This window comes from Acinetobacter sp. V116_7 (assembly GCF_056735735.1).
The window spans coordinates 41,866-54,945 of record NZ_JBWZIF010000017.1; the positions used below are offsets into that span (position 1 = coordinate 41,866).

A 13,080-nucleotide genomic window follows, 5' to 3' on the forward strand; every position below is an offset into this window, starting at 1 on the left:
ATCAAACAAAATTTTAATTATAAAAAAGGCATAAAAAAGAAGTCTCTAACAGGTTAAAGACTTCTAGGTTTAAACATTATTAGGAATACTTTTAGTACTTCCCTTTTTTCTCTTCATAAGCTGCGCCCGCACTACCACCAAGTGCTCCACCTGTAGCAGCACCAGCATCGCCACCAATGATTGCGCCACCTAACACCGCACCCACACCGGCACCGATTGCACTATTACGCACGGTTTTACTACTAGATCCTTTTGCGTTAGCTGCAACGCCAGCACCGAGAGCCGCTCCTAAACCTGCGCCAATATTACCGCCCACATGTTTACCTACAGCACCACCTGCACCACCACCAATCGCAGCCGAACCAATACGTTTACTCTCTGGGCTTGCATTTTGGCAACCAACAAACAAAGTTGTTGACATCAGGCCTACACTCACAATCATCATCATTTTTTTCATTAGATTTACTCCAGTCTTCATAAGCATGTAGCCTAATCTGTTTTTGTGGAGCGTTTATCCCGCTTAAGTAATAAAATAATGGCTCTTTAATATGTTTATGTAATTACCACTTTTAATTGTTATAAATACATATAAACAAAAAAGGCACCCTGAGGTGCCTTTTTTAGTGCCAGTCTAAACTTAGAATTGTTCTGAGTTTAATGCTTGGCTAAATGCTTGGTCTACTTCGCTGAAGTCATTGTGAAGCTCATGTTCAGCAGCTTCTGCTTCTTGACGACGACGTTCTAAGTGGTATGCAAGACCAGTACCAGCTGGAATCAAGCGACCCACTACAACGTTTTCTTTCAAGCCACGTAAATCATCTTCTTTACCTGTTACAGCAGCTTCAGTTAACACACGAGTTGTTTCCTGGAACGATGCAGCAGAGATGAACGAGTCTGTAGAAAGCGATGCTTTCGTAATACCCATCAATTGACGTTCAAACTTCGCAGGAAACTTGTTCTGAGCCAAGACAGCTTGGTTCTCTTGAACAACGCGGATGTAATCCACTTGTTCGCCTTTAATGAAGCTTGTATCGCCGCCATCAGTGATATCAACTTTACGCAACATTTGACGTACGATAACTTCAATATGTTTGTCGTTGATTTTTACACCTTGGAGACGGTATACGTCTTGAACTTCGTTCACGATGTAGTTAGTTAATGCAACTTCACCTTTCAAACGTAAGATGTCGTGCGGGTTTTGTGGACCATCAGAAACTGTTTCACCACGGTTCACATGCTCGCCTTCGAACACGTTGATTTGACGCCATTTTGGAATCAATTCTTCGTAAATCTCAGAACCGTCATCTGGGGTAATTACTAAACGGTTTTTACCCTTAGTTTCTTTACCGAAGCTTACAACACCTGAAACTTCAGCAAGAATTGCATGTTCTTTCGGTTTACGTGCTTCGAATAAGTCAGCTACACGCGGAAGACCACCGGTAATATCACGAGTACGTGATGTTTCTTGTGGTACACGACCAATTACGTCACCGACACCAATCGTTTCGCCATCGCGAACAGTTACGATTGTGTTTTGTGGCAAGAAGTAGAACTGTTCGCCGCCATCTGTTGTGTCCAACACGATTGCAGGACGTAAATCTTTACCAGAAGCAGGACGAGCTGTTACAGGCAAGATTTCAACAGTAGTCATACCAGTTGCATCATCAGTTTTCGATGTTGCAGTTACACCATCAGCGATTTGGCTGAAACGTGCTTTACCGGCAACTTCTGTTACTAATGGATGTGTATGCGGATCCCAAGTCGCTACGATACCGCCAGCTTCTACAGCTTCACCATCTTTCAACAAGATGCTTGCACCGTAAGGAAGTTTATAACGCTCGCGCTCACGACCTAAATCATCGGCAATACCAATTTCACCTGAACGTGAAACTGAAACCAAGTGACCTTTTGCATGTTGTACAGTTTTCACGTTATGGAAACGTACAGTACCTTTGTTACGTACTTGAACACTGTTTGCAGCAGAAGTTCGGCTCGCAGCACCACCAACGTGGAACGTACGCATCGTTAACTGTGTACCTGGTTCACCAATAGATTGTGCTGCCATTACACCAACTGATTCACCTGGGTTAACCAAGTGACCACGTGCAAGGTCACGGCCATAACATCTAGCACATACACCGAAAGCAGATTCACAAGCAATTACTGAACGCACTTTGACTTCATCTACACCCGCTTCTTCAAGATGAGCTGCGATTTTTTCGTCAATTAACGTACCACGAGGTAATACAACTTCATCATCAGATGCACGACGTACGTCTTCAGCTGTTACACGACCTAATACGCGGTCACGTAATGGCTCGATGACATCACCACCTTGAATGAATGGAGTCATTACCAAGCCACCAGCTGTACCACAGTCAGGTTCGGTAATTACCAAATCTTGCGCTACGTCTACAAGACGACGAGTCAAGTAACCAGAGTTCGCAGTTTTTAATGCTGTATCGGCCAAACCTTTACGCGCACCGTGTGTTGAAATAAAGTACTGAAGTACTGTTAAACCTTCACGGAAGTTCGCTTTAATCGGTGTTTCGATAATCGAACCATCCGGTTTTGCCATCAAGCCACGCATACCAGCAAGCTGACGAATCTGCGCCGCACTACCACGGGCACCAGAGTCAGACATCATATAGATGCTGTTGAATGATTTTTGTTTCTCGTCTTCACCTTGTTTATTTTTCACAAGTGTATAAGACAAGTTATCCATCATCGCTTTAGCAACTTGGTCGTTTGTACGCGCCCAGATATCGACAACTTTGTTATAACGCTCACCAGCAGTTACGAAACCTTGTTCGAACTGTTGTTCGATTTCACGAACTTCTGTTTCTGCTTTATCAATAATTGTGTGCTTAGTAGGTGGAATCAACATGTCTTCCATACCTACAGATACACCTGAACGAGTCGCTTGACGGAAGCCCAAGTACATTAATTGGTCAGCAAAGATAACGGTATCTTTCAAACCAAGTTTACGGTAGCAAGAGTTGATTAACTTCGAGATATTCTTTTTAGTCATCTCAAGGTTGATCATGTCAAAGCTTAAGCCTTGTGGAACAACTTCCCAAAGCAAACAACGGCCTGGTGTCGTATCAACAATAATAGTTCCGTGTTCACGTTCACCATTTTCATTGATAACAGTTTGATGCACACGTACTTTAACACGAGCATGGATCGCAACCTGACCAGTTGCAAGTGCACGGTTTACTTCGTGAGTATCAGCAAACACCATGCCTTCGCCTTTAGCATTTACTGCATCACGAGTGATGTAGTAAAGACCCAAGACAACGTCCTGAGAAGGAACGATGATCGGCTCACCATTCGCTGGTGACAAGATGTTGTTTGTTGACATCATCAATGCACGAGCTTCTAACTGTGCTTCAAGTGTCAATGGAACGTGTACCGCCATTTGGTCACCATCGAAGTCGGCGTTAAACGCAGCACAAACGAGTGGGTGAAGACGGATTGCCTTACCTTCAATAAGAATAGGTTCAAATGCTTGAAGACCTAAACGGTGAAGTGTTGGCGCACGGTTCAACATTACTGGATGTTGACGAATTACAGAAGCAAGAACGTCCCAAACTTCTGGAGTCTCGCGCTCAACCATTTTCTTCGCAGCTTTAATGGTTGTTGCTTGACCTGAAGCTTGTAGTTTCGCAAAAATAAATGGCTTGAATAATTCAAGTGCCATTTTCTTCGGAAGACCACATTGGTGAAGACGTAAAGTAGGACCTACAGTAATTACCGAACGACCAGAATAGTCAACACGCTTACCAAGTAAGTTCTGACGGAAACGACCTTGTTTACCTTTGATCATATCTGCCAAAGATTTTAATGGACGTTTGTTAGAACCAGTAATTGCACGACCACGACGACCGTTATCAAGCAATGCATCTACAGACTCTTGTAACATACGCTTTTCGTTACGTACGATAATGTCTGGTGCTGCAAGATCAAGAAGACGCTTCAAACGGTTGTTACGGTTAATGACACGACGATATAAATCGTTCAAGTCAGAAGTCGCGAAACGACCACCTTCAAGTGGAACTAATGGACGTAAATCCGGTGGAAGTACAGGAAGTACATTCATCACCATCCATTCTGGCTTGTTGTTTGAATCGTTGAATGCTTCCATCAATTTCAAGCGTTTAGACGCTTTTTTCAACTTCGTTTCAGAAGTTGTTTGAGGAATTTCTTCACGTAAACGTGCGATTTCAGCTTCAAGATCGATATCTTTTAATAAGTCCTGAATCGCTTCTGCACCCATTTTCGCAGTGAATTCATCACCGTGCTCTTCAAGTGCATTGAAGTATTCTTCGTCTGTTAAAAGTTGGTACTTTTCAAACGGAGTCATACCAGGATCAGTTACAACGTATGATTCGAAATACAATACGCGTTCGATATCACGAAGCGTCATATCAAGTAATAAACCGATACGAGATGGTAACGATTTTAAGAACCAGATATGTGCAACTGGAGAAGCGAGTTCAATGTGACCCATACGTTCACGACGAACTTTCGCTGTAGTTACTTCAACGCCACATTTTTCACAAATGACGCCTTTGTATTTCATACGCTTGTATTTACCACACAAGCATTCGTAATCTTTTACTGGACCAAAAATTTTGGCACAGAACAAACCGTCACGTTCTGGTTTAAAAGTACGGTAGTTAATTGTCTCAGGTTTTTTAACTTCACCATGAGACCATGACTTAATCATTTCTGGTGACGCAAGACCAATACGGATACGGTCAAACTCAATTGGTGCATGACCATCTGAGTCCGTTTTCTTACGCATGATATCGAGCAAGTCTTTCAATTTTTTTCTCCGTGTGTCGGGAAGCAACGCTTACCCGACTGGGTCACAAATATTGTTTTTTCCTAAAAAATCGTGAGTCTTACGACTTAGTCACCATTTTTCAGTTCAATGTTGATACCTAAAGAACGGATCTCTTTGGTCAATACGTTGAACGATTCAGGCATACCCGGATCCATATAATGGTTACCATCTACAATATTCTTATAGATGCGTGTACGACCTTCAACGTCATCCGACTTAACAGTTAACATCTCTTGAAGAGTATATGCTGCGCCGTAAGCTTCAAGTGCCCAGACCTCCATCTCACCGAAACGCTGACCACCGAACTGTGCTTTACCACCAAGCGGTTGTTGTGTAACAAGTGAGTAAGAACCAGTTGAACGCGCATGCATTTTGTCATCAACCAAGTGGTTCAATTTGAGCATGTACATGTAACCTACAGTTACAGGACGATCAAACTGTTCACCCGTACGACCATCAAACAATACTGTTTGACCAGTACGTGAAATGTCAGCTAATTCAAGTAAGTCTTTAATTTGGCTTTCTTCAGCACCATCAAATACAGGAGTAGCTAAAGGCACACCAGCACGTAAGTTGCCAGAAAGAGCTAAAACTTCAGCATCAGTTAAGCTATCAAGATCTTCTTGCTCGCCACCAACTTTGTTATAAATCTTGTCTAAGAATTCGCGAAGTTCTAAAACTGTACGCTGTTCTTTCAACATTTTTTCGATTTTATCGCCAAGCCCTTTAGCCGCCATACCCAAGTGAGTCTCAAGAATCTGACCCACGTTCATACGAGATGGTACACCTAATGGGTTCAATACGATATCTACTGGTACACCGTTCGCATCGTGTGGCATGTCTTCAACAGGTAAAATGTTAGATACAACACCTTTGTTACCGTGACGACCAGCCATTTTATCACCAGGCTGAATGCGACGTTTAACTGCTAGGTAAACTTTAACAACTTTCAGAACGCCTGTTGTTAACTCATCACCAGTCGAAAGCTTACGTTTCTTCTCTGCAAACTTCTCATCAATTTCTGCGCTCTTCTCTTTCAAGAACACTTGAATTTGAGATAAACGTTCAGCAATTGCTTCGTCTGTAGGTTGGATTTCAAGTAAGTCAACAAGCTCTAAACCAGACAACATATCTTCAACAAGTTTGTCGCCACGTTTAGTCGAACCACCACCGTTAGATTCTTGGCCTTTAAGCAAACGAATTACACGCTCACGAGCTGCTTCTTCAAAGATCTTGTATTCTTCTTTCAAGTCTTTACGGTAAGAGTCAAGCTGTGCTTTTTCAATTGCTAACGCACGGTCATCTTTCTCTAAGCCATCACGAGTGAAGACTTGAACATCAATAACTGTACCTTTAGTACCAGATGGAACACGTAAAGATGAGTCTTTAACGTCAGCTGCTTTCTCACCGAAGATTGCACGAAGCAATTTTTCTTCAGGAGTTAACTGAGTTTCACCTTTAGGCGTTACTTTACCAACAAGGATGTCACCAGCAGTAACTTCAGCACCGATATAAACGATACCTGATTCATCAAGTTTAGAAAGTGCAGCTTCACCTACGTTAGGAATATCAGCAGTAATTTCTTCTGCACCTAACTTAGTATCACGCGCTACACATGATAATTCTTGAATATGAATAGAAGTTAAACGGTCTTCCTGAAGTACACGCTCAGATAACAAGATCGAGTCTTCGTAGTTGTAACCATTCCACGTCATGAACGCTACACGCATGTTTTGACCAAGCGCAAGCTCACCCATATCTGTTGACGGACCGTCTGCCAAAATGTCACCGCGAGCAACTTTGTCGCCCAAATTCACGATAATATTTTGGTTAATACAAGTGTTTTGGTTAGAACGTGTATATTTAATGAGGTTGTAAATATCTACACCAGCCTCACCTGCAATCATTTCATCTTCGTTTACACGAATAACAATACGAGAAGCATCTACATATTCAATCGCACCACCACGGTTTGCGATCACACATACACCAGAGTCACGTGCTACGTTCGCTTCCATACCTGTACCTACAAGCGGTTTATCCGCACGTAGAGTAGGAACTGCCTGACGTTGCATGTTTGAACCCATTAATGCACGGTTCGCGTCATCGTGTTCAAGGAATGGAATAAGCGATGCAGCTACAGATACAACCTGCTGTGCAGATACATCCATATGCGTCACTTTTTCAGGTGGAATACGTACGAATTCACCTTGATGACGAACAGAAACAAACTCTTCTGTTAAGTTACCATCTTTATCTACAGCAGAATCGGCCTGTGCAATAACAGTACCTACTTCTTCAATAGCAGAAAGGTATTCAACAGCATCAGTTACTCGGCCATCTACCACTTTACGGTAAGGTGTTTCCAAGAAACCAAAATCATTTGCTTTTGCATAAACAGAAAGCGAGTTGATCAAACCAATGTTTGGACCTTCAGGCGTTTCAATTGGACATACACGACCATAGTGAGTTTGATGTACGTCACGTACTTCAAAGCCCGCACGTTCACGCGTTAAACCACCAGGTCCAAGCGCTGAAACACGACGTTTATGTGTAATTTCAGATAATGGGTTGTTTTGATCCATAAACTGAGACAATTGGCTTGAACCAAAGAATTCTTTGATTGCAGCTGCAACTGGTTTTGCGTTAATGAGATCTTGCGGAGACAAATTATCTGTTTCTGCTTGGCTTAAACGCTCTTTAACAGCACGCTCAACACGAACTAAACCAACACGGAATTGGTTTTCAGTCATTTCACCAACAGAACGTACACGACGGTTACCTAAGTGATCGATATCGTCGACTTCACCTTTACCGTTACGGATTTCAACTAATGTACGTAATACATCGATGATATCTTCGTGCGATAAAATACCTTCTACTTCACGTGACTTCTGGTCAGTACCAACTTCGTATGGACGACCCAAACGACGGTTGAACTTCATACGACCTACTGGAGATAAGTCATAACGTTCAGAAGAGAAGAATAAGTTATTAAATAAGTTTTCAGCAGCTTCTTTTGTTGGCGGCTCGCCTGGACGCATTACTTTATAGATTTCAACTAATGCTTCTTCACGACCAGATGTTGTGTCAGCACGTAATGAGTCAGCAACAAATGAACCACGGTCAATATCGTTCGTAAACAAGATATTGAATTGTTTAACGCCGCCTTCTGCTAGTTTCACCATAACTTCATGGCTTAACAATGTATTTGCAGCAATCACATCACCATTACGTAAAGTAATGTCTTCAGCAGTGATACGCTCATACAAGTACTCATCAGGAACTGATAGCTTAGCTAAACCAGAAGCTTCCATTTGACGTACATGACGTGCATTAATACGTTTACCTTGTTCAACAATGATTTTACCGTCATTGTCAGCAATATCAAATTGCGCCATTTCGCCACGCAGACGATCCGGAACGAGGTCAATTTGATAGCTACCCATATCAAGATATACAGGCACTTTCTCATAGAACAAATTCAAGATTTGTTCATTGTTATAACCCAATGCACGCAACACAACAGTTGCTAATAATTTACGACGACGGTCAATACGTACATAAACTAAATCTTTAGCATCAAATTCGAAATCTAACCATGAACCACGGTAAGGAATAATACGTGCAGAATAAAGTACTTTACCACTTGAATGTGTTTTGCCTTTATCGTGATCGAAGAACACACCAGGTGAACGATGTAATTGAGATACAATTACACGCTCAGTACCATTGATAACAAAGGTACCATTGTCTGTCATAAGTGGCATTTCACCCATGTAGACTTCTTGTTCACGTACGTCTTTAATAGATTTAGTTTCGCGATCTTTAATAATCAAACGAATTTTTACGCGCATTGGTGCCGCATAAGTCGAACCACGTAAAATACATTCACGCACATCAAACTCAGGCTTACCAAGGCTATACTCAACAAATTCTAAAGCAGCATTGCCAGAATAACTTTCTATAGGAAAAACTGAACGAAATGCGGCTTGGAGACCGATATCTTCGCGGTTTTTTGGAGATTTGCCGCCTTGTAAGAACGTTCTATACGAATCGACCTGAATCGAAAGTAAGTACGGTGCTTCCATTACTTGGGGCAATTTACCAAAATTCTTACGGATCCGTTTCTTTTCGGTATATGAGTATGCCATCTGGAGTCCTCGGAAAGTAAACCAAGCCCGCCTGCAGAACGGGCTCAGAAGGAATTACACAGGCCGATATGGCCACCACTGTTTACAAATGCTGCAATTTTTAGTGGTATTAAAACGCTTAACAATATTTTTTAAAAAGAAAAATATTGGTAAGCATTTGAAATTACTTTGATTCTTCTGAAATATAACAGTTATTGTACAGAACAAACAAAAATCGAGCCGATTATTGTAACGCAAAAAGGCTGATGACCCAAGAGCCATCAGCCATTTTATGGAGCCGATTTAAAAACCGACTCCTTTTACAATTACTTAAGTGTAACTGTAGCACCAGCTTCTTCAAGTTTCTTCTTAAGTTCTTCGCCTTCTTCTTTAGAAACGCCTTCTTTAAGAACTTGTGGAGCACCTTCAACTAGGTCTTTAGCTTCTTTAAGACCAAGGCCAGTTGCTTCACGAACTGCTTTAATTACTGCTACTTTGTTAGCACCAAAAGAAGTCAACTCAACGTTGAATTCAGATTGTTCTTCAGCAGCAGCAGCAGCAGGAGCAGCAGCTACAGCTACAGCAGCAGCAGATACGTTGAATTTTTCTTCAAAAGCAGAAATAAGTTCAACAAGTTCAAGAACAGTTTTTTCAGCAACTGCGTTTAGGATTTCTTCGTTTGTTAAAGCCATGAGATTAACTCCAAATGGGTATTGAATGGTGTGGAAGTAGATTTAAGCTTAAGCAGCTTCTGACTCGTTTTTCTCTTGAAGCGCTGTAAGTAAGCGACCCAATTTCGAAATAGGAGCTTGAAGAACAGATGCGAGCATAGTAAGCGCTTTTTCTTGGTTTGGAAGGTTTGCGATAACGCTAACATCAGCACCTTGATAAAGTTTGCCGTCAAATGCAGCAGCTTTTAATTCAAATGCTTTGTTAGTTTTAGCAAATTCTTCAAACAAGCGTGCAGCTGCACCCATATCGTCTTCAGAAGTTGAGAATGCTAAGATTGTTGGGCCAACAAGGTTGTCATTCAAGATTGCAAATTGCGTATCTTGAAGAGCACGTTTAGCCAAAGTATTACGTACAACGCGTGTAGCAACACCTAGTTTACGAGCTTCAACACGAAGAGTAGTTAATTGCTCAACGGTTAAACCTTGATAGTCAGCAACAACGGCAGCGAACGCTGTAGAAGCAGTTTGAGCCACTTCAGCAACGATCTGTTTTTTGCTTTCAATAAGAAGAGCCATTGTAAAACCTCCTAACGGTGATTTATGTACTCAAAAAAGTACACTCCCAATTCGCAAGTCAATAAGGATTTGACTTGCACGCGGAGGAGGAATAAATCACACCACCGCGTCTACGCAGGCTGGGCTATTAAGAAGATATTCATAAGAAGTCTCTTCGCCTGTGGTCTTTGACGCTGATAAATTTACATTTATCAATTCAAAGTCCGCCTGATGAGTGAGGAAACAAAGCAATACTTTGAATGGGTATAAAAACCTATGATTTTTATACCCTGCCCTCAATCAGGACTTTAAAATTCTTGACCAAGTTTTAAACTTAGTTAGAAACGTTGCTTACATCAACAGTAAGACCAGGACCCATAGTTGAGCTCAAAGTGATCTTTTTGATGTATACACCTTTAGAAGTTGCAGGTTTTAACTTTTTCAAGTCAGCAACTAAGGTTTCAACGTTTTGACGGATAGCAGCAGCTTCAAAGCCTAATTGACCGATCGCAGCATGGATAATACCCGCTTTGTCTACACGGTAACGAGCCTGACCAGATTTAGCGTTTTTAACAGCATTCGCTACGTCAGGAGTTACAGTACCAACTTTAGGGTTTGGCATTAAACCACGTGGACCAAGAATTGTACCGAGCTTACCAACAACACGCATAGCGTCAGGAGCAGCGATTACAACATCAAAGTCAAGGTTTCCACCTTGGATGCTTTCAGCAAGGTCATCAAAACCTACAACATCAGCACCAGCTTCTTTAGCAGCTTCTGCTTGCGCGCCTTGAGCAAATACAGCTACACGTACAGTTTTACCAGTACCTGCAGGTAATGTAGTTGCACCACGAACAACCTGATCAGATTTACGTGGGTCTACACCAAGATTTACAGCTACATCCAAAGATTCTTTGAACTTTGCAGCAGGTAGGCTGTTAAGAACTTGCACTGCTTCTTCCAAAGTGTAAACTTTGTTTGCTTCAACAGCAGCAGCAATGGCTTTTTGACGTTTAGTTAACTTTGCCATGTCTTATAGCTCCACTTCCAAGCCCATAGAACGCGCAGAACCAGCAATGGTACGTACACGTGCGTCTAAATCAGCACCAGTTAAATCTGGTTCTTTAGTAGTCGCAATTTCTTCTAACTGAGCACGAGTCAACTTACCAACTTTAGTTTTGTTTGGTACAGATGAACCCTTTTGGATACCAGCAGCTTTCTTAAGAAGAATAGAAGCTGGAGGAGTTTTCATGATGAATGTGAACGACTTGTCGTTGTACACAGTAATCACTACAGGAATTGGAAGACCTGGTTCAACTTTTTGTGTAGCAGCATTGAATTCTTTACAGAATGCCATGATGTTTACACCACGTTGACCTAATGCAGGACCAATTGGTGGAGATGGATTTGCTTTACCAGCTGGAACTTGCAGCTTGATATAGCCGTCAATCTTCTTAGCCATTTTAAAATACCTCTGGGTACGAACGCCGCTAGGCTCCCCAATCTTTACGCAACACTACTGTTACAACAACAATGCCCGATAAAATCGGGCGCTTTTCAACCAATTAAGATTAAATCGTTTTTTCGACTTGGCGAAATTCGAGTTCAACCTGAGTTGGTCGATTAAATACATTAATCGTCAACGTCAAACGTGACTTTTCGTATTGAACTTCTTCCACCACACCTTTAAAGTCTGTGAATGGACCGTCAATAACAAGTAATTCTTCACCAGGCTCAAACATCGTCTTAGGACGTGGTGCTTCACCTGTATTACGTACACGCGCAAGAATCGCATCTGCTTCGCGCTGAGTGATTGGTGCTGGTTTTTCAGGTGTACCACCAATGAAACCTAGAACCTTTGGACATTCTTTAACGATATGCCAAGTATCATCATTCATTTCCATTTCAACTAATACATAGCCAGGAAAGAATTTGCGCTCAGATTTACGTTTCTTACCATCCTTCATTTCCACCACTTCTTCGGTAGGAACAAGGACATCACCAAAGCTATCAGCAACAGCGCTACGCTGGATTCGTTCTGTAAGCGAACGCAACACTTGTTTTTCATAGCCAGAGTAGGCATGAATAATGTACCAACGTTTCATAGCTCTTTTACCCGATAATCAACTTAATTAACCAACCCAAACCATAGTCAAAGCACCATAAAACCAATGATGCAACAACTACAACCAATAGAACCTGCCACGATGTAGTGACTGTTTCTTGTTTTGTTGGCCAAGTTACTCGACGCAATTCGACTCGTGCATCTTTTAGCAAACGAACGAAGCCTTTACCTTGATGGGTGGCGTATAATAAACCTAAAGCCACAACGATACAAGCAAAAATTGCCCCAACGCGCACCCAAATATTATTTGCAGGCGCCCAATACGCTGGTAAATACTGACTCACCATAGTAGCTAAAAGCAAGAATGCAATTGCAATCACCCATAGAACAATATCTAGAGGCGAACCAGAACGAACAACTTCAGCAGAATTATTTCTTTGAGGAATTGGCGCGTCGCTCAATGCGTCACGCGATTTATCATTCGACATTTTTGTACTCGTCGTAGAACTCGCGACTTATTATATGAACAACTAAGCCAGCATCAAGCTTTTTATTTCAAAATATGGCAGGTCAGGAGGGACTCGAACCCCCAACATTCGGTTTTGGAGACCGACGCTCTACCAATTGAACTACTGACCTATAATGCAAGTTGAGAGCCAAAGCCCTCAACCTGAGACGTAATCCGTCACTATATTATGCTTATGCAGTTACTTTCGCAACAACACCTGCACCTACAGTACGACCACCTTCACGGATCGCAAAACGTAGACCTGGGTCCATTGCGATTGGGTGGATTAATTCTAC

At 41.9% G+C, this 13,080-nt stretch carries 10 protein-coding genes and 1 tRNA gene; all 11 read right to left on the bottom strand.

What is annotated here, in order from left to right; all coding sequences use genetic code 11:
* Nucleotides 1-91: 91 nt before the first annotated feature.
* Complete coding sequence (locus tag AC1PJP_RS07995) at nt 92-457, bottom strand: hypothetical protein (protein WP_005301737.1); 366 nt, start codon at nt 455-457, stop codon at nt 92-94.
* Nucleotides 458-637: 180 nt separating this feature from the next.
* The gene (rpoC, locus tag AC1PJP_RS08000) at nt 638-4,831 is read right to left on the bottom strand and encodes a DNA-directed RNA polymerase subunit beta' (protein WP_013199106.1); all 4,194 of its coding nucleotides are present in this window, start codon (nt 4,829-4,831) and stop codon (nt 638-640) included.
* Between the two features lie 86 nt (nt 4,832-4,917).
* A complete protein-coding gene (gene rpoB / locus AC1PJP_RS08005) occupies nt 4,918-9,006 on the bottom strand; it encodes a DNA-directed RNA polymerase subunit beta (RefSeq protein ID WP_005301734.1) in 4,089 nt (1,362 codons plus the stop codon).
* 305 nt (nt 9,007-9,311) lie between these two features.
* Complete coding sequence (rplL, locus tag AC1PJP_RS08010) at nt 9,312-9,677, bottom strand: 50S ribosomal protein L7/L12 (protein WP_005037257.1); 366 nt, start codon at nt 9,675-9,677, stop codon at nt 9,312-9,314.
* A 48-nt stretch (nt 9,678-9,725) separates the two neighbouring features.
* Nucleotides 9,726-10,232 (bottom strand): 50S ribosomal protein L10, encoded by a 507-nt coding sequence (gene rplJ / locus AC1PJP_RS08015; protein ID WP_004699170.1) that lies wholly within the window; start codon nt 10,230-10,232, stop codon nt 9,726-9,728.
* A gap of 313 nt (nt 10,233-10,545) precedes the next feature.
* A complete protein-coding gene (gene rplA, locus AC1PJP_RS08020) occupies nt 10,546-11,241 on the bottom strand; it encodes a 50S ribosomal protein L1 (RefSeq protein WP_005301727.1) in 696 nt (231 codons plus the stop codon).
* Between the two features lie 3 nt (nt 11,242-11,244).
* Nucleotides 11,245-11,673 (bottom strand): 50S ribosomal protein L11, encoded by a 429-nt coding sequence (gene rplK / locus AC1PJP_RS08025; protein WP_001074682.1) that lies wholly within the window; start codon nt 11,671-11,673, stop codon nt 11,245-11,247.
* 109 nt (nt 11,674-11,782) lie between these two features.
* Nucleotides 11,783-12,316, bottom strand: coding sequence for a transcription termination/antitermination protein NusG (gene nusG, locus AC1PJP_RS08030; protein ID WP_003654499.1), 534 nt, complete (start codon nt 12,314-12,316; stop codon nt 11,783-11,785).
* Nucleotides 12,317-12,323: 7 nt separating this feature from the next.
* Nucleotides 12,324-12,764, bottom strand: a complete 441-nt coding sequence (gene secE / locus AC1PJP_RS08035; protein ID WP_192455210.1) for a preprotein translocase subunit SecE — start codon at nt 12,762-12,764, stop codon at nt 12,324-12,326.
* Nucleotides 12,765-12,839: 75 nt separating this feature from the next.
* Nucleotides 12,840-12,915: transfer RNA gene (locus AC1PJP_RS08040), tRNA-Trp, on the bottom strand.
* Between the two features lie 60 nt (nt 12,916-12,975).
* Nucleotides 12,976-13,080 (bottom strand): EF-Tu C-terminal domain-related protein (locus AC1PJP_RS08045; protein WP_074166867.1); only part of this gene is annotated, 105 nt, incomplete at its 5' end.